This window comes from Aquimarina algicola (assembly GCF_006443095.1).
GTDB classification, from domain to species: Bacteria; Bacteroidota; Bacteroidia; order Flavobacteriales; family Flavobacteriaceae; genus Aquimarina; species Aquimarina algicola.
Map to the genome: position 1 here is coordinate 225,013 of NZ_VFWZ01000008.1, position 19,475 is coordinate 244,487.

Sequence of the window (19,475 nt, forward strand, 5' to 3'; positions counted from 1 at the left end):
CTACAAAATTTATCTACTATTATATCTTTGCTTGCTTCTGGTATGGGGATTCTATATTTTTCTTTTGTTTTCCCGAAACAAGAAGAGAAAATAAAAATCATAATTAAAAATATGGTGAACTACTTATTTAAGGAATCATTTGTAATGAACCCAAAGATTGCCCTGTAGGAAGATACAAATACAGGTCTAACCACCTTCCTCGTGTAGGTCCATTAGGTTCATTTTTATATTTATACCAAACAGCAGATTTACCACGATATTGTCTTTTTACTGGTTCTTTACTTGGAAATTTTAAACAAACAATCCTATTATTCCCATAAAAACTTAAAGTATAATTTTCTAAAGGTTGGAAAGATTTCTTATGTTCTATTGTTTCTTTTTTAAACTCTAGAAGTATATCTTCCACATACTTCTTATCATGGTACTGAGATTTTCGACGCCTTACTTCAGATAAGAAATTTATACTTAGAACCCTATCAAGAAGTTTGTTTTCCGATATCTGTATGTACTCATTATAGTATTTAAGCACTTGGTTTTCTAATTCTTTTTTATCAAATTTTGTTAAGTCTTCGCCATTTAACCAGCCTTCATTTTTATACGGTACTTCAGCATCAAAAGTAAAAGTGTATTCATAATAGGGTAATCCTGCTCCTTCAAACTCTTCTGAACCCTCTTTTGTAGGACTGGTATGCTCTTTTACTACAATTTCATCTTCTAACTCGTCACTAATGTTAAAAGCTTCATATTTAACCACTTTTACTTTCATTTCGGATTTGGGTAATAGCTTAGTAATAGTCTCTCCATCACCATACGCACGTTTTAACGCATCTCCAAGTGGATATAAGCGTACTGTAACAGTTTGCGGACCACTTTGTAAAATTGCTCTGTTAATATTAATTGGGGTAGCCAATTTTTCTATGCCATAATCTTTATAAACTGGAAAATCGTTTATTAACAACTCATACACACAATTATTTTGTAAGGGGCGTATAAAATACATAGCTTCTTTATCATAGTGTTTGATCTGTGAAACTACTCTATCTACAAAATTATCTGCTGTTATATCTTTACTAGCTTCTGGTATGGGTATTCTATATTTTTCTTTAGTTTGTCCGAAACAAGACGAGAAAACAAAAAATATAAATACGTATTGTAAACTACTCATTTAAGGAATCATTTGTAAAGAATCCAAAGGTTGTCCCTTCGGTAGATATAAATACACTCCTGGAAAATATGCCATAATATCATCTCCATCTTCATATGTAAACCAAAAAGCTGATTCCCCTCTTAATCTAAAATCAACAGGTTTTTTACTTGAGTGTTTTAAAGCAATAATCCTACCATTGCCATAAAATTGAGTTTCATAATTTTCAATGGGTTGAAATTCCTTGTTTTCGTAATTCAGCGATTCTTCGAGTTCACTCAAAACCCTATTAATTTTTTGTTTATTTTGATATTGTGATTTTCTCCTTCTAATCTCAGATTCGTACAACAATTTCAATAAATTATTTAAATCTTTATTTTTATATACACTTAAATAATTTTTATAGCATTTTAAAACCTGTTTTTCTAATTCTTTTTTATCAAATTTCGCAAGATCTTCTCCATTTAACCAACCTTTATTTTTATACGGTACTTCGGCATTAAAAGTAAAAGTGTATTCATAATAGGGTAATCCTGCTCCTTCAAATTCACTGGAATCATTTTTAGTAGGACTTGTATGCTCTTTTACGACAATTTCATCCTCTAATTCATCACTAATATTGAAAGCTTCATACTTAACTACTTTGATTTTCATTTCGGTTTTAGGTAGTAATGTAGTAATGGTTTCCCCTTCGCCATAAGCGTCTTTTAAAGCGTCCCCAAGTGGATATAAGCGTACTGTAACAGTTTGAGGACCACTCTGTAAAATTGCTCTGTTGATATTGATAGGAGTAGCTAATTTTTCTATTCCATAATCCTTATAAATAGGATAATCATTGATTAACAGCTCATATACACAGTTGTTTTGTATAGGTCGTATAAAATATACAGGTTCTTTGTCGTAGTGTTTCACCTCAGATAACACTCTTTCTGTAAAATTGTCTTTTGTTATATCTTTACTTTTTTCCGGTATGGGTATCATGTATTTTTCTTTTTCAATTTTTGATTGGTCTTTAGTCTTTTGCGCACATGAAATGAATGTGTTTATTACTAAAAACAAAGAGATGATTTTTTTCATTTGTTATCGCATTAAATAGTCCCACATTGATTGTTCAAAGATAGGTTGTTCTTTAAAATTAATAGTAAAACCAGGTATCAATTCTACTTTGATAGGTTTTGGTTTTCCTGTCTTTTTATCCTCACTACCAGCTTTTTTTCCAAAAACTCTCCTGTTATTTATTTCAACCTCTAGCTTCATATACAAACTCCCTGCAATTCCTGTAAACAAGATCGTATCTTGTACAGTAGGTTGTTTGGCTTCAAATTTCCATTTAAAGTTACGTTCATAGAGTAGCGTTCCGGCCACTTGCCCGTTGATATGTGCTTCGGTTTTAGTATCTTTAAAAGGAGCACCCAAATATCGTGGCATATACTCATTTAATCGGCTCCATTTTTGTTCGGCAATACTACTGGCTTTTAGTGCAATGGTAATGTCAATTCCTTTATCCCGACCAAAGGACAGCTCCTGTTGATCAGAGAGTTGTACGCTTCTACCGTTTTCTTCGAATATGTCGAGATACATCATCTTTTTCAGGATATTGACCTTAAATTCATAACTGGCACTACAGAAACCAATAAATTCAGCTTCCATTTTAGCTTCTGTACCAAAAAGGTCTTTGAATGTTTTATCAATTTTGGATTCTATCTTTTTCTCAATATAATCTAGAAATGTTTGTATATCTCCGGTTTGTACATACTCATGCGGTTTTTTGGTTTCGTCACTTAGGTTAACTTTTACTGTATTATTTTTTTTAATCCCATCTGCTTCTTTTTTGATCCCCATCAAACCTTGTAAGTACCCTAATATACCAACTGCTTGTTCTGCTCTATCAAATACTTGTGTGATTCCTGCAAACCCGGCTACTACCGATCCTAGTGTACCTGTAACTTTATGGCTTAATGCAAATAACGGAGCTGCATCTATGCGTTCTACTAATTCTACTGCTACACGCCCGTTATCCTGATCAACATAACCAATACCTCGATACGTAGACACTTGTGGCCACAGAAAAGATGTCTCTATATTATTGGGTGATGCCGGGTCAATTGGTTTACCGCTTAATGTCTTTTCAATTATTTTTTTATGACTTACAAATCGTTTTCTGATCTTATACGCTCCTTTTACCTTTTGCCATGTAGTTGTCATTTTTACAGCACTGGCAGGCTTTCTGGTAATGTATATGATCAAGGCATCTACCGCAGCAGATAATAATACCCCGGTAATGATCATTGTTTTAGAAATCCACTCGTAACGTTCTGCATAATTAATAATAATGGGTTGATTTGCAGTGCCAAAAGAATGATACCCATGTAACCCAACCCCAATATCTTCGGCTGTTTTTTCAATATAATCATATACAATTTCTTCAACAATACTATTCAGGGTTGCGTTGGGCAAGTGTCGTTTTACTATTTTAGCTTCTTTAGAGATTTCCCGTACCCATTTCATTTCCTTTTTAAGCCCTCTTACTAACTTGTGTTGTGGGTTGCTATCTAAATTAATCTTACGGTAGTAGTTTTTATTTTTTCCGCTAAAGTCTTTTGGTTTTCCTATATGTAGGTGCAATGCAAAGGCAACATCAGGATGTATAGCTATTTTGACCTCTTTTTCAAAAGCACAGGAGTGTACAGGAATTGTAAACTTTACTTCAGGAGGTAAAAAAGCAGGGAAATAGGTTGTAAAAAACTTGACATCGTCCAATGGTTCTATATGTTCATATGGATATACCGGTGTAAAACTTAGTCGGGTTCCATCTTCAGAAATCTCTACATCATCATATTCTGCTTGTAGTTCGGTAGCATCGATGGTAGTTTCTTTTTGGTGTAGGTCATTGCTCCTGTGGCAACGGCTTACATCTGCTTCTTGTAGTGATATGGTAAGCTTCTTGGTACTATCTTTTGTAGAGACTACCCCGACATCGAGTATTTTTCGATTGAGATTGATATCTTGCTTTGTAGAAAAAAGAGTAGCTTCTTCTGTTCCGGGATATGTTTTTGTAATCCCATTGTATCGACAGTTGTTAAAATGTGCCACTTCTGTCATTACATTTCCGATCACAACGGGTTTGTTACCTTCCTTTGAGGCTGGGTTGGCATGGGTATCTCCCGGGCTTTTCTTTTTTACTCTTAGAAGGTCTTTATTGTCTGTAAAATGAAAAGGCTTAACTCCTTCAGCGGCCAGTACACCACCAATTTCTATTTCCTGACCCCTTGTATATTGTGCAGCCAGACGCATCCATCTGTGTTCTAGATAAATTTTAAAAATCGCCTTTTGCAACTTTCTATTAGGGTCACCGGCATCTTCATAAATTTTTACCTGTTGTATTAATTCTGTAGCTAGATGGTCATTGTTGGTCTCATCGGTATCTTCATCAAAAGTAAGATCTTTGTTCCCATAAAGGTAATCACTTAACCGTAAATGAAGGTTATGTCCGTATAATCCTTGAGTATATACATGCAATTCCACATATTGCCCATAGAATTTTTCGGTTGCCTTACCGCCATTATGTTTTTCCTTGTATTCTCGCCATTCTATTTTAGCAATCCCTTTTCTTCCTGTACTTCGCACAAAAATACCATTAGGTGTTTTATTTGTAGGGGCTTCTCCTGGAAATACAGGTTCTAACCATGCAAGGCCACCCCCTGAGTATATTTCATGCATTTTAACCCTGATTCGAGAACCAGACGCATTTTCATGTAGGTTTTCAATCGTAAAATTTGGTCCACGATCCCATATAACAGTAGAAGCTACCCAACGGATTTGTTCTATTTCTTCCTTGGTCATTTCAGCAGGGACATCCACCTTTGCATCAACATATTCTCCCGGCTGTGTAGTCACCACATAATTAGCCTCATTATACTGTTCATTGTGACTGATTAAGATAAGGTTACTTATTTTTATCATGCTTAGAAGTTTTATGGGGTTTGGAGTATACCTTTATGATATATTATAGTTTTGAGTAATGTACCTTTCTCATTATAAGTACACCATTCACCTTCTTTTTTACCGTTTTCATAACTCCCTTCTTGTTTTAGAATTCCTGTGTTGTAATAAAAATCTTTGTACTTTCCATTTCCTTTTGCTCCAAAATCAATCTGGTATAATAATTTTCCTTCAGTATTATAAACACTATACTCATTGGAGATTAAACCATTATTCCAGTGTTCTTTCTTCACTATTTTGTTTTTGTAGCTTGTTTTCCAAAAGCCATCTTTGAGTCCTTTTTCAAAAGCGCCTTCTTCAACAATGTAGTTTGAATGCATTAATATGGGAGTATCAGAAGGGCTTAACTTCTCTAAGTATATTTGGTATTTTCCTTGGAGTTTTTTTTTACTATTTTTTGAAATAAAGGAGTAGTGACCATTCTGAGGTATACTCTTTATTTTGGAAAAGAGAACTTTAACAGCGGGTTTTGGTACTTGCTGCGCTCTTGAAAAGATACAGATCGATAAGCAGAAGGTTAACAAAAGTACTCTCATTTTGAATAGAATTTAGAAACCTCAGATTGCATAACACCCCACTGGTGCTTCCAAAAAGAAGTTGGGTTAAAAGGGTTATTCCTGACTACGATATCATTTTCTGAATAATTATGGTAGTCCATAAAATTTTCAGTTGTGGCTTGATCAAAACTTGTTTTATCTTTAAAATAATGATAGTACACTTTTAAAAATCCTCTTGCATCAGCATAACTATCTTTATATTCTGCCCATTGACTGGCTATTTCTGATTTAGGCGCACCAGATTCTATTAGATAGTTAAAATAATCATCAACCTCTTTCACAAACTTATTATCCTCATTAATATCAATCATCGAAAATTTATGAAAAGAATGAACCAATCCTAATACATGAGCAATTTCGTGTGCGAAGGTTTCTTTTTGCCATAAATTGGAATAATAGACTGCAAAATGTTTAGCATCTATATCGTATAAATCTCCTTCACCACCAGCTCCTTCTTTTTTAATAGGAGATAAAAATACGACTAATCCTTTTTCTTTTTCCTTATCGGGATGCTGACTTTTAAATTCAGAATAAAACTTATCAAGTATGGCATCATCTTTAAAAATACATCCTTCTTCAACAATCAACCCATCATCAATCCATTCCTGTTCATCTATAACAATATCACAAACTTTGCCAATTTTACATTGTAACAAAGCTTGATTCAAAGACTGTGTGTTTAAATAGTCCTGTAAATTCTGTAAATCCCCTGTAATATCTTTGTTGGTGTCACCAAAACCTTTTGGGTGATCAATTCTATTTTCAATAGTTTCTTTATCACTTTGTTTAGAAACCCCTCTTAATATTCTTACCGGGGTGATCTCAAAGTGAAACTGTTCGTGATCTGCGTTTTTAACAATATGAATTTTGCCTACGGTTTCATCATCTTTATCTTTAAGTTCTATGGTCGTATCTTCTGTAAGGGGGTTATCGCAATATATGGTGATAGGGACATCTTCCATATCCGCATCTGCAACATCTATTACATCCGGCTTAAAACGTATCCCATTTTTAGAAGGAAGTTTGATAATGTCCTCATCCGTAGTTGGAATATAATCGTTATATATGTGTACTGTTAAGTTTAATTGTACTCCTTCCTGTTTTGGGAACATGGAAAGCCAAGGCACAAAGTAATCCTCTCCTTCTATTGTAAAAGGAGTGTATTCTTTCTTTAACTTCTCATAATCATCACAGATGCTCTTACCATCAGTGTTATTCTCCGGGATATAGTTATACCGCATCCAATCAAACCCAAACTCTCCTTTATAATCATAAAGTCTATGAAAATAAGCTTTAAACTTTAGCTTTTCGTCTTCTACTGCCTCATCTTCTACAGGGGCAACACTTAAATCTTCTGGTTCTGTAACTTCAGTAAACTTTTTCATATTCACCAAAGGATTTAACTGGCTTTGCGCTTGTGCATTGGTTTGAGCGATATCGCTATTTCCTGCAGCAGCAGTTTGCCCATGATACGTAAATTCTATACATGGTGCTCCTGCAATAGCACAAGTCGCCTTACTTTTTTCAGTTAAGATTTGCCCACCATTAGGGAGTTCTACTTTTTCATAAACATCCTGCCAAGCTGTAATCGAAGGAACACATGGTAGAAATCCACTGTTAGAGGGTTGTAGTTTACATTGTCCGAAAGTTTTAGCCTGTAATGGCATTCCTATATCCATAGTGTTACCGATCAGCTTTTTACTCCCTGCACCATCATTGATATATCCCTTTTGTTGGGTCTGTACTACAAATGTGTCAGGGGTATTTCCAAATTTACATTTGCATATCGCTCCATCTACTACAACGTGTCCTTTACTCATCCTATTGTTTTTTTAGTCTGCTACAGTTTAAGTTCTTTTCCAAAAAAGAAATATCGTTTTTTCTTTTTCTTTGGTTCAGGTTCTTGATGTTTTACTTCTTGTATTTCTACTTGTTGTTCCGACACTGTTTTCGGGGTTTTATCTTTAAGGTGATATATTTCCACATCCACTATTTTAAATGCTCCAGAAGGAAACTTTATTGTACAACCCCCTAAAATTGCATCCCAAATAGGGGCATCTTTATATAAATGGTACTTGAGCGCTACCGTTCCATCCGGTTTTTTGCCTTTAGGGTCAGTAGGGTGTTTTCGACCTTGTGTTATATCGGTTTCTGTTCTCGGGTCTGTATATGCTCCCGATCGTGTGATCAAAATGTCCTCTTGTCGCTTGGGGTGATACTCAATATAATCTTTGGTTGTAAAATGTATTGGGGTCAAATATGGAACCAATGGATATCCTATATTTTGATCACCTTGTACAGCGTATATTGATATTTTTGTAAAGAAAAGACTAAAAAACCAATCTTGCTCTTTTATCTCTGTAATAAGCAATAGGGGATCTGTAATCGTATCATCCATTGCTTGCAATATGGCATCGGTTTGTTTTCCTGAATAGTTTTTTTGCAATATTATTTTTTGATCCAGCCATCGGTTTACCATTTCCTGATGATTGGCAATACCCAAAACAGAAAGGTTACGGTTTACATATAACTGCATGGGATATAAAACCGCCCCGCACTGTTCTGCAAATTGATCCATAACAAGGTTTGGTGCTTTATTGTCCAGATATATCTGGTGTTTGTGCAATTCAACCACAAATGTATCTTCATCAATCTGTTCTAAAAAGACCACATCCATCTCAAAATGTATGTGTTGCGCTTTTTGATGCTCATCTTCAAACTTTAATTGTACCCCGTATCTTCTTCTTACCTTTTCGGGATATAATCGGAAAGATATTTGCGTATCTTTTTCTTCATCTAGGATGTGTAAACCAAAGTCTCTTTTGCGGTTCATGGCTATCAAAATACNATGTATGTGTTGCGCTTTTTGATGCTCATCTTCAAACTTTAATTGTACCCCGTATCTTCTTCTTACCTTTTCGGGATATAATCGGAAAGATATTTGCGTATCTTTTTCTTCATCTAGGATGTGTAAACCAAAGTCTCTTTTGCGGTTCATGGCTATCAAAATACTGGGTTAAAACAATTTGATCTTATCGTTGGCCTGCACATCTACTTGTTTGGAGCTGACCAATTCCATGTTTTCTTTTGAACTTTCAATCCTTACTTTTTCTGCATTTTCTAAAACTTCCTTAGCAACAAGGGTTTTATTTTCTTCAATGGTTTCTGTAGAATTTTTTGCATTTAGGGATAAATCCTCTGTAGCCCTACCAATCAGGTTTGTTCCTGCATTGATCTTTACTTCTTCAGAAGCGTTGATCTCAATATTCTTTGCATTGAAGGTAATGTGTTCTGATGCTGAAACTTCGATACTGTTGTTTACAGTGTCAATACGGATGATGTTACTGTTCTTATCGGTGATGGTTATACTTTCTTCTCCCTCTGTATCATTCAATTCAACAGTATGCCCTGTTCGGGTTTTGATCGCTTTTATATTGTTGGCATCACTCTGCCATCCGCTTGCATTGGCTGTGCCGTGATATAAAGCTCCAGCTACAAAAGGTCGTTCTGCATTTCCATTTTCAAAATTGACAACGACTTCTTCTCCTATTTCAGGAATGAAATGAAAGCCTTTGTCTGCTCCTGCATGTGGGGTCATCATCCGTAACCAAGGGGTGGTTTGCCCACTTTCTTGCTGCCAGGGGAACTGTACCTTGATTCGGCTTAATCCTTCTGGATCATTATTCTCGACTACTGTAGCAATTTGTATCTCACTCTTAGGAAATCTATGGAGATCCATGTTTGGATATACGGTAAAGTCTGCTGCTACCGCTTCAAAGGTGTTTTTATAAATCCCTCCTTCAGTATTGGTATGACTGACTTTGGTTACTCTATATCGTCCATATCCCTGTACGCTAATTACTTCACCAAGATTCACTCCTGGATTATCACTCTCTCCTTTGGCAATGACCTGTTTTAATGCTTTGGCTTTGGTATACGCTTCTGCTTGTTGATCTAATCTGGCTTGTACATTTTCATCAGTATACAGATTATGATAGACCTGTGTTTGTTTGGTAAATACCTCTTGAGATTTTTGATTAGTAAACCCATGATATCCTTCAGATGGAATGGTAACTTCATTACTGCCTTTTTGATGCAGCTCATTAGTGAGGTAATCGTTGGTAAAATATTTGAACGCGTTAGGCACAGAACTAAGCTCAACAGAAAAGTTTTGTAAATCGGTTCCATAACTCAATTCAGTTTCCTCATCACCAGGTGTTCCAAAAACTAGTTTACTGCCATCATAGTAAAACCATTGGTTATAGTAGGCTGCTAATCTACCGGCAAAATCAAAAGCACTTTGATTGTGTTGTACTGCATAATGTACGGTATCTGAAGATGTGGGTGAAAATCGAGTTTCTAGCTTTCCTCTATCATACTCACTAAAGGTATCTTCTAAGATCTCTGCAAGTCCGACATCTGTAAACGAGGCATAGTGCGCCCCATCATCAGAAAGGATAGAGGTGCTTTTGGCATGAAAGATAACCATATCACTTTTGCCATACTCTGATCCTTTTGCGCCCTCAACTTTAATGATAATTCCTTTGAATTCTAGTTCCCGGTAGCTTCCAATATTCAGAGCAGGGGACACACGAACAGTAATCGTAGCTCCTAAATGATCTTTGCTCTCCCCAATCATGTCATCGGAGAGCCCTTCTACAACATCTGCACGACACACTAATGTAAGATCATGATGCGAAGAAATTTCCTGATTCAACTTGATACTCTTATACGATCTAATGGGCGTACCTGAGATAAATATTTGTGTAGTAGTTTCTAATGCCATAGAGAGCGGGTTTTTGAGGTTACTTTTTTGTTTTCTAGCATGTTATGTTAAAAGGGCTTCAAATGTACTATTATATTTTGATACATGAAATGGGTACTAGGGGGGTAAAATCCCCTGTAAAATGTTAAATATAAGTTAACGCTTTTGAATATAACTATTAATTTATGGTGTCCAGATGTTGACCGGATCAAACTGTTCTAAATATTCCAATAACAACAGTCTCTTTGTATTAGTGTTTCTTCGGGTCACTTTGTTACCCTGAATAAAGGATTTTATTTCTTTTTCAAGGGTAGTAGCTGTAAAAGCTTTAATGATATTGTCATTGGTTAGCTCATAAGTTTCTATATCATTTGCCATTGTAAAACATAGGGTTTCAAAGTTTACAATGGGGGTAAAGGTTACCAATCTATATACGCTTAAAAAGTGGCAATCGTCTTCCAGTTGGTAATATCCTTTATTAGAAATAGGGAAAACGCTTCGTTTGATTGTATCAGTAGTTAATCGTTTTTTGAAATTTGCTGCCTGAAATGGAGAGTTTCCACCTACCAAAAGTGTTTCTATTTTTTGCAGTATATCAAGGATTTCAATATTATGTAATCCTTCAAAGTGTTTGACTACTTTTTGTATGATTTTATCCTGATAGGTTGTTAGCATATTATTTTGTACTTTTATTTTAATGATTTGATTAGTTTGGAAGACCACCAGATACTTTCTAAAGGTTGGGGATCATATCTTGAAACAACAGGAAAAATGCAACTCTATTAGAGGACAGTTTGGCGAGCCAGAATAGAGAATTCAAGAGTACAATGCTTTAATATAAGTACCTGGTATCTTCACAGGGGGTCAGCCCTTCAATTAACCACACAAACTCAAACTTAAAAAACGTGGTTGTTCAACAGATAGGCATTAGGGGTAACTAGGTTATGCAATACCATATTATTATTTGTATTCTTTTTTCTTTCATATTTAGGTTTTAAATTCTTTGTAATGGTTGGTTTCTGATCATTTCCAAGTTTTCGACAGATCTTAAAAATGATTTTTATAATATCGCTACAAGAATGAAGATTAGGTTGAATTAAACTTTCAATTCTTGAATGTATGTATTCTTTATTCTTATGATTTAAGTTATTGTACAAAGAAGTCTTATCTAATCGATCAAAAATCCTTTTACGTACTTTTGAAATTTCTGCTTCAGGAGTTTTTACTTCTGCATTGTTAAATAAAACTTGTAATCGTTTTTGATGCACAATAGTAACAGCTTCTTCTATCTCAACTTTTTCTTCGAAGAGATTATTGATCCATTGATAAATCATAAGTTCGTAAGATTCTCCTTTATTTAGATTATCCTTGAAATCTAAGATGTTCATTTGTATTGAATCAATTATAGATTCAATAAACCTTTGCTTTTTGGTATTCTCTTCATTCGTTTTCATTTTCTTTATTTTGGGGTTTGAAAGTTTTGCTTTTGTTTGGAACTAATATTTCAAGTATTGCTTTTAAATCTTTCAAAATAGATTTAGCTAATCGAGTATTTGCTTCTCGGTCTCCTGCTGCTATGAAAGAAACATATCTGCCTGATGTACCATATTTTCTGCCTAATGATGCATGAACACCTCTAAGAACTTTTTGTTCTTCTTTCGTAAAATTTTGCATACATTTGTTTTGTTCCGATACAAGAACAAATATACAAACTTTTTTAAACTAATCAAACTATTTAAACTTATTTATTAATGTAATGAAGGGAAATAAGACAGAAAGTAAATTATTAGAAGATTTACAAAATTTAATTATTGAGAAAAAGGAACTTGAACGTATTTCTTGGGACAATCTTGGTAAATTAATAGATTACACTGGAGTAGGATTAAAGAAAGCCTTTCTTAAAAAAAGTTTATCTAAAGTTCATATTGAAAAAATCATCTTTGAACTTGATCTTGTAGAAGAAGCTAAAAATATTGGTTTGAAGTTATCAACAGAAAGACATTCTTCACTTGAAAAAAGAAATGAACAAACACAACTACGTAATCTTTTAAAAGATGATATCTTTTTTAAAAAAGATGAAGATATTGAATTGCTTAAAGAGTTATGTTTTAAAAACTGGTCTGCTCTAATGGAAAAGGATGATTTTAAAGATAAAGTAAAACTTTCCTCAATGAAAGATATTGATAAAATTCTGGACGAAAGATTAGCCATTATATTGAAGAATATGAAAGAATAAATAGATAATATTTAAAAATCAGAAATAAGATTTTTAAGTACTGCCTTATCATAAAATTCATTTAAAATGAAATTTTTCAAAGACTCAGCACTAATCCCTTCCTGTTTCATTATGAAAGTTGCTTTTTGAATAAATTTTTCATTTTCTTCTTCAATTTCTTCTTGAATTGTTTTCTCGACACGTTCTACAAGAATTTTAAAAACATCATCATCGATATATTTCTCTTTCTTTTTTAACTTTTCTAATGCATCCTTTTTATTCATTTTTATTCTTTTTGGAAGTTCCTTATATATCTCATGGGGTAAGATTTATATTGAATTTATTATAATACGTTAAATTCTGTATCTAGTCAATTGTCTAATTGGATTAAAACCAAAATGAATGTTGCTTATTTATCTAAAGAATCTATAAACTTTATTGTATCTATTGTGTAGTTTTTCTGGTCTTTTTCAGGCAATTTTTCTACATAATTATCAAACACGTGAGTAGATAAAAAGCGTGTTGACTTTTTTATATTTTTGATTAAAATATAATTTGCTTTCGATAACTTTTGAATTATAAAAATGAATGTTAACAACAGTAAGAATACACCAAAAATGCAACCTAAAGCGTAGAAATGAAGTAGTGGGTCGTCGACTTTTAAACTTTGGTCAAACGCCCAATATATCTGAATAGAATAAACATATATAGGGACAAAATAAAATATTCTGTAAGCTCCTAAAAGTGCTGCAATAGCAAAAACGATAGGTCCTAAGCTTTGTGTTATAAACCATATTAAAGTTTCAACGGTTTTATACCCTTGAGAATCTTCAATACCGAACGTAGTAAACTTATCCGTAAACAAAATGGCAACAGATAAGACACAAAAGAATGATCCTATGTATTTTCTTATTTGATTAGTTTGGTTTGTCTCCTGGTCTAATAATATCTCCTTTGTCAATCTTATAAAGAGTAGGAGTGTCTTTTTCATCGAATTCAATACCTGTTTCTTCATTTATATCTGATTTTTCACAAGCGACTAAAAAAATAGATACTATACTAAGCAATAATAATAGGTTCTTCATAATTTTTAGAATTTTAAAAATTTTTCTAAAATAATAAGAAATAGTAAATTCTATTTACGTTTTCCACTCAAAAAGATGAAGCTATTACTGTAATATATATGTCTATAAAATCGCTTGATATTTAGTTTATGATTTTATGTATACAAATATATAACGTAATAGTAATAAGTCATATACGGAAAAACCGCATACTTTTTTACAAACTTTACAAACTTTGCGAACTATATAATTATGTTATTTAAAATCACAAGTAATCATCTCAAAGAAACTTTTACATCATAAATTATTGGTTATTAAATTATTAGGTTTTTATCACGGTTATTTAATATTGACCAAAAACTATTTCTTCATATAATTAAAAATTTATGGAAAACCGTAAAACACTATAATTCGATTTCTTTTTGTGATAATTTCTAATATGTTATTTTTTTGAAGAAAGTAGTTGTTTGTAAGATTTATTATCACGATTTCTTTATGCAATTCATCTATCTCATTTTAGTATTTATTCACATGAATATATTGTAGAATGACTTCTTAATAGACACCAGATTATAAGTTTAAACATAGATTTTATAGAATATATTTAATCTATGTTTAACCCTAAAAATTTATTTATTTTATAAATATTTAATAATCAGTTAATTGTAATTAAAAATAAATGATTTGGATTAGCCTGTCGAAGACCAATTAAACCTTAAACAACCAAAATCAATCAATAATATGAGATAAACACTCCTCGAGCAACCTAAAATCATCAACAATACACCAAACAAAAATGATACAAAAAAAGACTGCTTAAGAAAAAATAGTGTTTCGATCTATAGTTATCGTTTAGAAAAACGTTTCTTTTAAATCCTCATAAATAGGCTTGGCACTCGTTACCTCTTCTATAAACTCTTAATAATACGATGCTAGACGAGTAATTTACAGATTTGTAGCAACAAGATACCAACAGTTTTACTGCAAAAGATTGTAACATCTGTTGAATATGAAGACTCATATAATAGATTCATAAATGTATGACTATATGGAAAACAGGTCTAAAGAAAAGAAGAATAAATTACGAGAAGGTTTGACTTGGCAAACCGAAGCAGATAGTGAGCTTCATTCTTCTGAATGGTTTGGCGCGATCATTCGTTATTTTTGGCATTTAGGAAGAAGAGAATTCAATACTTTTTATAACCCAAAAGAGTTAAAGAAAAATACAATAATTGGATGGATATGTAAAATGATTATGCTGATACTCCTTATGTATATTGTTTATAGGTATTCAACTGTCTAATTGAAAACGCATGAGATAATTACTGTATCTTTATATTAAATTACATTTTGTAAAAACTTTCCTCTAAAAAAAATATAATGAACACTACTCTACAATTTAAAGATTTCGGATTTAAGCTTGCTGTGATAAATGAATTAATGTACAATCAAGATATTTTACAGCCAAAAATTGATGCTTATACCTTTATAGAAAAGCAACGTAATTTGACCGCCTCTGATGCATATGACGTAATAGAAGAAGAAGGTTATGACATAATACCTGAGATCAAAGAATATTTTGAAAATCTGGAGATTACCGAATCAATGGTGCATGAAATTACAGAACTCTCCTCTGATGGAGGAGACGACATCTACCTGCAAATTATTCCTTTTTGGGATGGAGAAGATAATGTCTATGATGTTACATCTGCAGAAGATGTAAAATTACTACCAAACCTAAAAAGAGCAACACTATTGTTTGAATACCCGGGGGAACAATTAGTAAAAGAATTTAAAGAACTGGGTGTAGAACTAGAGTCGATTTGATACCAGTTGAAGAAAAATTTATATGTATTTTCGTTCAGTTTTTGAGGAATTAAATAATGATGATGAGAGATAAAATAATATTAACTTTCTTATTGTGTGGTTGCTTGTTAAAAAGTTTTGCTCAAAAAGCAGATACGCTGTATTGGCACGATGCAACGACCAAAAATGATCTCAATGCTATTAAAGAGATTGTTGTACATATCAATGACTCTATTGATAAAAAAACAGCCTATTGGAAAGGGAAAATCACATCGGTACAATATACTGCACAAGTAAATGAGTGTCGTATACCGATACAACAAGATACTTTTTATGCTAGAAATAGTGACGAGATTAGGGCTACCATAACAAATGAAATGATCCAACTTGGCAAAAAAACAAATTGCGATTCTATCTTACGGATTCGAAAAATAAAAAGATACAGTAATAAACAATTGGTTCAAGAAGTAATGCTCAAGAGAATTGGTGATTTTGCAGATTGCCCGTGCGGAGAATGGAAATTTTATGAGAATAATAAAGTAGCAAAACGTCAGGCATTTGGATCTTGTGATGATAGTAAATTAGACAATATTTTTTTAGTCAAAACCATCTGGAGCCCCAATAAGCAGTTCAAACTAGAATTGTACAAAGAACAAATGCTTTTTGCAATGCCAGGGCAGGGGAGTGACCATATGGCAACAATACTCCTAAAAGATAAAAATGATACCATGCTACAGTATATAAGTAGTAATTCTAAGGATGATGAGGTTATTATGTATAGAGATATTGAAGTAGATTGGGATCTCAATCAAAAAATAGTTTGGTATGGCCGTGGGAGACTATTCTATTTAGAAAAAGATACCAAATAAAAGCGCATGTGTACTACAATTATTGTAAGTACCTTTAATTTACATAGACTCTTTATATAATCTTTAGTATCCAAATATATCCAAGATATCATCATTAATTTAGACAGAAAAAGAAGAGATAAAACATGGCATTAAGAGAAAAGAAACCTGCATTATTACTAGTAGATCTTCAAAAAGGTTTTTTGGAAGAAACGTACTGGGGCGGAAATAGAAACAATAAAAATGCAGAAGAGATATGTGCTAAGATATTAGCCCAATGGAGAGCATTGCAATTACCAGTGTTTCATATTCGACATAGCTCTACCAATCCAGAATCAAAATTACATGAGTCACACAAAGGGTTTGATTTTAGTGAATACGCAATACCGCAAGGTAATGAGCCTGTGATCACCAAACATGTGAATAGCGCTTTTATTGGTACAGATTTAAAAAAACAACTTGATGAATTAAATATTACAACTGTAGTTATTGTAGGATTAACAACCAATCACTGTATTTCTACCACTACTCGTATGTCAGGAAATTATGGGTATAAAACGTATTTGATATCTGATGCAACAGCAACTTTTGATCGTATTGGCATCAATGGCGAAACGTATAGCGCAGAAACTATACATATGACTACATTAGCAAATTTGAGAGAAGAGTTTGCTACAATTTGGGGTTCTGAAAAGTTATTGAAAGAAGTTTGAAGAATAAGCTGAAATTCAATATTTTAAATAAAATGTCCTGATGTCGTTTTTTTACTATCGAAGAAGTACAATTATGTGTAAACTTAAATTATAAAAATATGTCATAACTTAAAGCTCATAATCTATGAAAAAATATCTTTTTCTATTAGGCTTATTCTTTTTTCAAGTGATCTGTTTGTCTCAAGAAAAAGTAAATATAAAGGAGTATCAATTGGATATAAAGTATCTAAAAGATAGTCTGCCCACAAAGCATCCAAATTTATTTTTCTATAAAAGCAAAGAACAGTTTGATTCGAGTTTGGATAAAATAGCTACAGATCAAAATTTATCGTCGAATAATGCACTTACAATCCAAATGCAACTTCGCGAAGCCATTGCAGGAATAGGTGATCCGCATACCAACTTTGGTTTTTATGAGTCTATTGATAAAGAAGGGTATTTTCCTTTAGAAATATATTGGTTTGATGATGGCATATGGATCATCGGAGCCGACGAAAAGTATAAAAGTGCTATTGGTAAAAAACTAGTGGCGATCAATGATGTCACTATCGATGAGGTCATCAAAAGAGTCTCAAAAGTAGTGCCCAAAAATGAGCCATATTTTGCAAGAAAACGAATGCATTATTTTTTGATGAGTCATGGGATCTTGAAAGCGTACGAGATTACTGATAAAAATCAGGTTCGATTCGTTTTAGAAGATGCAAAAGGAAAAAAAGAGACAGTGTTGGTACAACCAAAGATAGATGAATATATAGTCGATAATTTTAGTCATTTGGATAATCCTCCTTTTTTTTGGCAAAGCCCGCAATCTGATGAAACTATACTTTTTCAACAAAAATATTTTGAGCGAGATAGCATTCTTTTTATTCAATATAATAGCTGTTGGGGTAGGGAGTTAGAAGAACGATTTAGAGATAAAGAAGCTGCTAAAACGATGCCCTATTTTAGTGATTTTAAAAATAAAATCTTTGAAACTTTATCAAACAAGCCTGTAAAAAAAATACTTTTTGACTTAAGATTTAACGGCGGAGGAAGCTCACCACAAGGAACAAGGCTAGTCGAAGAATTAGCCAAGGTGAAAGAGATCAATCAAAAAGGAAAATTATTTGTTGCAATTAGTGAACATACATTTTCTTCGGCTGTAATCAATGCTATGAATTTTAGACAAATGACTAATGCTATTATTGTGGGTAAACCCTCTGGTGGTGCACCAAATCATTATGGTGAAGTTAGGCCACTTGTTTTACCAAAGACAAAACTAGAGGTATACCATTCTACTAAATACTTCAAATATATTGATGAAGATATTAATGCAGTAATTCCTGATGTTCAAATTGAAATGAAGTATTCTGACATTATAAATGGAAAAGATCAGGTTTACGAATTTGTAAAGAAATATTAGAAATATCTAGTTATATCTTGAATAAAAGATATGTTTTAATATTTAAAACAATTTTACTTTTGTTTTTCAAACTCTAATGAGTGATACCACTTATTCTTTTTTCTCAGGTTATTAGCAGATAGTTTTTCTACGTATCCATCTATGCTAGACGATGTATTATGTTGTGTAATCACGAGGATTTTATCTTTTTTATGGGGAACTTCTATAAAATAAGCTTGTTGATAGCTATCATTTGTTTGATCTGTATACTGAGAAACAAATGAGCTGACTTTTTTGTAATTACACTTAGATGAAGAGCTTAAAACGAATACATCAAGTGTAGGGTCAAGATTTTTGAACACTTTAGATACTTTTATTTTTTTAGGCATACAGTTATCTTCATCGAAAAGCTTTTTGAGTCCATTTGCAAGAAAATCTTCTAAATCTTGGTTATGATTTTTATCTATAAAGAATACTTGATCTGATAGGGTAAGGATCTCCCCGTTTTTGGTAAAATGTAATGTACTGTCTTTTACTATAGGTACTATTGTATCTACTATTGGAACACCTCCATCACTTCCTGATACATTACCGGATACATGATGAAATTTTATTCCCATAATATCAGACGAGAATAATTCTGTTGTTAAAATCGATTTTTCTATTGCTATATCTTCTTCAATTCTTGTCGCATACTCGGCATTAAAACTATAAAAAGTAGTAGCGATTATCGCAATTGCAATAATTGGCGTGATTGCAGCAAAAATTGCAACTTTAGATCGGTGTCTTTTTGCAATTAATGGCAAAAAGAGCGTGATAATAAAACCAATAAGACTACATAGCAAAATAATGATCAACATAAGCCCCGGTATAAATAGGCTTAAACCATCTGCGCCACCATCACCATATTGATGTAAACAAAATAGTAAACCACCACTAATAATGCATATCGCAAGTAACATGTAAGAAATATATTTCAT

At 32.8% G+C, this 19,475-nt stretch carries 19 protein-coding genes; 6 read left to right on the top strand and 13 right to left on the bottom strand.

The window, feature by feature from the left end; translation table 11 throughout:
- Positions 1-127: 127 nt before the first annotated feature.
- The 9 genes from FHK87_RS21285 to FHK87_RS21330 all read right to left on the bottom strand — a co-directional run bounded on the left by FHK87_RS21285 (position 128) and on the right by FHK87_RS21330 (position 12,142).
- A complete protein-coding gene (locus FHK87_RS21285) occupies positions 128-1,165 on the bottom strand; it encodes a hypothetical protein (RefSeq protein ID WP_140596471.1) in 1,038 nt (345 codons plus the stop codon).
- Complete coding sequence (locus FHK87_RS21290) at positions 1,166-2,221, bottom strand: hypothetical protein (RefSeq protein WP_140596474.1); 1,056 nt, start codon at positions 2,219-2,221, stop codon at positions 1,166-1,168.
- Positions 2,222-2,224: 3 nt separating this feature from the next.
- Entirely contained in the window at positions 2,225-5,107 is a 2,883-nt protein-coding gene (locus FHK87_RS21295) for a hypothetical protein (protein WP_140596476.1), read from the bottom strand.
- Between the two features lie 11 nt (positions 5,108-5,118).
- On the bottom strand, positions 5,119-5,682 hold the full coding sequence (locus FHK87_RS21300; RefSeq protein WP_140596479.1) for a toxin-antitoxin system YwqK family antitoxin: 564 nt from the start codon (positions 5,680-5,682) through the stop codon (positions 5,119-5,121).
- On the bottom strand, positions 5,679-7,523 hold the full coding sequence (locus tag FHK87_RS21305) for a DUF4280 domain-containing protein (RefSeq protein WP_140596482.1): 1,845 nt from the start codon (positions 7,521-7,523) through the stop codon (positions 5,679-5,681). Before FHK87_RS21305 ends, FHK87_RS21300 begins: the two co-directional genes overlap by 4 nt.
- Before the next feature lie 1,196 nt (positions 7,524-8,719).
- Positions 8,720-10,489 carry a type VI secretion system Vgr family protein gene (locus FHK87_RS21315; protein WP_140596487.1) on the bottom strand — a complete coding sequence of 590 codons (1,770 nt, stop codon included), beginning with the start codon at positions 10,487-10,489 and terminating at the stop codon, positions 8,720-8,722.
- Positions 10,490-10,651: 162 nt separating this feature from the next.
- On the bottom strand, positions 10,652-11,143 hold the full coding sequence (locus FHK87_RS21320; RefSeq protein ID WP_140596489.1) for a hypothetical protein: 492 nt from the start codon (positions 11,141-11,143) through the stop codon (positions 10,652-10,654).
- A 221-nt stretch (positions 11,144-11,364) separates the two neighbouring features.
- Entirely contained in the window at positions 11,365-11,922 is a 558-nt protein-coding gene (locus FHK87_RS21325) for a hypothetical protein (RefSeq protein WP_140596491.1), read from the bottom strand.
- Complete coding sequence (locus FHK87_RS21330; RefSeq protein WP_140596494.1) at positions 11,909-12,142, bottom strand: hypothetical protein; 234 nt, start codon at positions 12,140-12,142, stop codon at positions 11,909-11,911. Before FHK87_RS21330 ends, FHK87_RS21325 begins: the two co-directional genes overlap by 14 nt.
- 82 nt (positions 12,143-12,224) lie before the next feature.
- On the opposite strand from FHK87_RS21330, the gene FHK87_RS21335 reads away from it, so the two are divergent.
- Positions 12,225-12,704, top strand: coding sequence for a hypothetical protein (locus FHK87_RS21335; RefSeq protein WP_140596496.1), 480 nt, complete (start codon positions 12,225-12,227; stop codon positions 12,702-12,704).
- An 11-nt stretch (positions 12,705-12,715) separates the two neighbouring features.
- On the opposite strand, the gene FHK87_RS21340 is transcribed toward FHK87_RS21335, so the two are convergent.
- The 3 genes from FHK87_RS21340 to FHK87_RS26395 all read right to left on the bottom strand — a co-directional run bounded on the left by FHK87_RS21340 (position 12,716) and on the right by FHK87_RS26395 (position 13,768).
- Positions 12,716-12,967 (bottom strand): hypothetical protein, encoded by a 252-nt coding sequence (locus tag FHK87_RS21340; RefSeq protein ID WP_140596498.1) that lies wholly within the window; start codon positions 12,965-12,967, stop codon positions 12,716-12,718.
- Between the two features lie 125 nt (positions 12,968-13,092).
- Positions 13,093-13,644 carry a hypothetical protein gene (locus FHK87_RS21345; RefSeq protein WP_226294357.1) on the bottom strand — a complete coding sequence of 184 codons (552 nt, stop codon included), beginning with the start codon at positions 13,642-13,644 and terminating at the stop codon, positions 13,093-13,095.
- Positions 13,601-13,768 carry a hypothetical protein gene (locus FHK87_RS26395; protein WP_226294358.1) on the bottom strand — a complete coding sequence of 56 codons (168 nt, stop codon included), beginning with the start codon at positions 13,766-13,768 and terminating at the stop codon, positions 13,601-13,603. The genes FHK87_RS21345 and FHK87_RS26395 overlap by 44 nt, the downstream gene beginning before the upstream one ends.
- Before the next feature lie 1,027 nt (positions 13,769-14,795).
- Here FHK87_RS26395 and FHK87_RS21350 point away from each other — a divergent pair.
- From FHK87_RS21350 to FHK87_RS21370, 5 genes are all read left to right on the top strand, one after another.
- On the top strand, positions 14,796-15,050 hold the full coding sequence (locus tag FHK87_RS21350) for a hypothetical protein (RefSeq protein WP_140596502.1): 255 nt from the start codon (positions 14,796-14,798) through the stop codon (positions 15,048-15,050).
- Positions 15,051-15,127: 77 nt separating this feature from the next.
- The gene (locus tag FHK87_RS21355; RefSeq protein WP_140596504.1) at positions 15,128-15,574 is read left to right on the top strand and encodes a DUF6892 domain-containing protein; all 447 of its coding nucleotides are present in this window, start codon (positions 15,128-15,130) and stop codon (positions 15,572-15,574) included.
- A gap of 62 nt (positions 15,575-15,636) precedes the next feature.
- Positions 15,637-16,422 (top strand): hypothetical protein, encoded by a 786-nt coding sequence (locus tag FHK87_RS21360; protein ID WP_140596506.1) that lies wholly within the window; start codon positions 15,637-15,639, stop codon positions 16,420-16,422.
- Positions 16,423-16,547: 125 nt separating this feature from the next.
- Positions 16,548-17,114: a cysteine hydrolase family protein gene (locus FHK87_RS21365; RefSeq protein WP_140596507.1), complete on the top strand. Its 567-nt coding sequence runs from the start codon at positions 16,548-16,550 to the stop codon at positions 17,112-17,114.
- A 124-nt stretch (positions 17,115-17,238) separates the two neighbouring features.
- Entirely contained in the window at positions 17,239-18,516 is a 1,278-nt protein-coding gene (locus FHK87_RS21370; RefSeq protein ID WP_140596509.1) for a S41 family peptidase, read from the top strand.
- Positions 18,517-18,569: 53 nt separating this feature from the next.
- Here the strand turns inward: FHK87_RS21370 and FHK87_RS21375 are convergent, their stop codons facing one another.
- The gene (locus FHK87_RS21375; RefSeq protein ID WP_140596511.1) at positions 18,570-19,475 is read right to left on the bottom strand and encodes a hypothetical protein; all 906 of its coding nucleotides are present in this window, start codon (positions 19,473-19,475) and stop codon (positions 18,570-18,572) included.

Bases quoted from the DNA above. Each gene is read 5' to 3' on its own strand.
- FHK87_RS21365 (WP_140596507.1), top strand. From the start codon at position 16,548: ATGGCATTAAGAGAAAAGAAACCTGCATTATTACTAGTAGATCTTCAA.
- FHK87_RS21375 (WP_140596511.1), bottom strand. From the start codon at position 19,475: ATGAAATATATTTCTTACATGTTACTTGCGATATGCATTATTAGTGGT.
- FHK87_RS21305 (WP_140596482.1), bottom strand. From the start codon at position 7,523: ATGAGTAAAGGACACGTTGTAGTAGATGGAGCGATATGCAAATGTAAA.
- FHK87_RS21315 (WP_140596487.1), bottom strand. From the start codon at position 10,489: ATGGCATTAGAAACTACTACACAAATATTTATCTCAGGTACGCCCATT.
- FHK87_RS21300 (WP_140596479.1), bottom strand. From the start codon at position 5,682: ATGAGAGTACTTTTGTTAACCTTCTGCTTATCGATCTGTATCTTTTCA.
- FHK87_RS21335 (WP_140596496.1), top strand. From the start codon at position 12,225: ATGAAGGGAAATAAGACAGAAAGTAAATTATTAGAAGATTTACAAAAT.
- FHK87_RS21330 (WP_140596494.1), bottom strand. From the start codon at position 12,142: ATGCAAAATTTTACGAAAGAAGAACAAAAAGTTCTTAGAGGTGTTCAT.
- FHK87_RS21355 (WP_140596504.1), top strand. From the start codon at position 15,128: ATGAACACTACTCTACAATTTAAAGATTTCGGATTTAAGCTTGCTGTG.
- FHK87_RS21325 (WP_140596491.1), bottom strand. From the start codon at position 11,922: ATGAAAACGAATGAAGAGAATACCAAAAAGCAAAGGTTTATTGAATCT.
- FHK87_RS21340 (WP_140596498.1), bottom strand. From the start codon at position 12,967: ATGAATAAAAAGGATGCATTAGAAAAGTTAAAAAAGAAAGAGAAATAT.
- FHK87_RS26395 (WP_226294358.1), bottom strand. From the start codon at position 13,768: ATGAAGAACCTATTATTATTGCTTAGTATAGTATCTATTTTTTTAGTC.
- FHK87_RS21295 (WP_140596476.1), bottom strand. From the start codon at position 5,107: ATGATAAAAATAAGTAACCTTATCTTAATCAGTCACAATGAACAGTAT.
- FHK87_RS21360 (WP_140596506.1), top strand. From the start codon at position 15,637: ATGAGAGATAAAATAATATTAACTTTCTTATTGTGTGGTTGCTTGTTA.
- FHK87_RS21350 (WP_140596502.1), top strand. From the start codon at position 14,796: ATGGAAAACAGGTCTAAAGAAAAGAAGAATAAATTACGAGAAGGTTTG.
- FHK87_RS21370 (WP_140596509.1), top strand. From the start codon at position 17,239: ATGAAAAAATATCTTTTTCTATTAGGCTTATTCTTTTTTCAAGTGATC.
- FHK87_RS21320 (WP_140596489.1), bottom strand. From the start codon at position 11,143: ATGCTAACAACCTATCAGGATAAAATCATACAAAAAGTAGTCAAACAC.
- FHK87_RS21290 (WP_140596474.1), bottom strand. From the start codon at position 2,221: ATGAAAAAAATCATCTCTTTGTTTTTAGTAATAAACACATTCATTTCA.
- FHK87_RS21285 (WP_140596471.1), bottom strand. From the start codon at position 1,165: ATGAGTAGTTTACAATACGTATTTATATTTTTTGTTTTCTCGTCTTGT.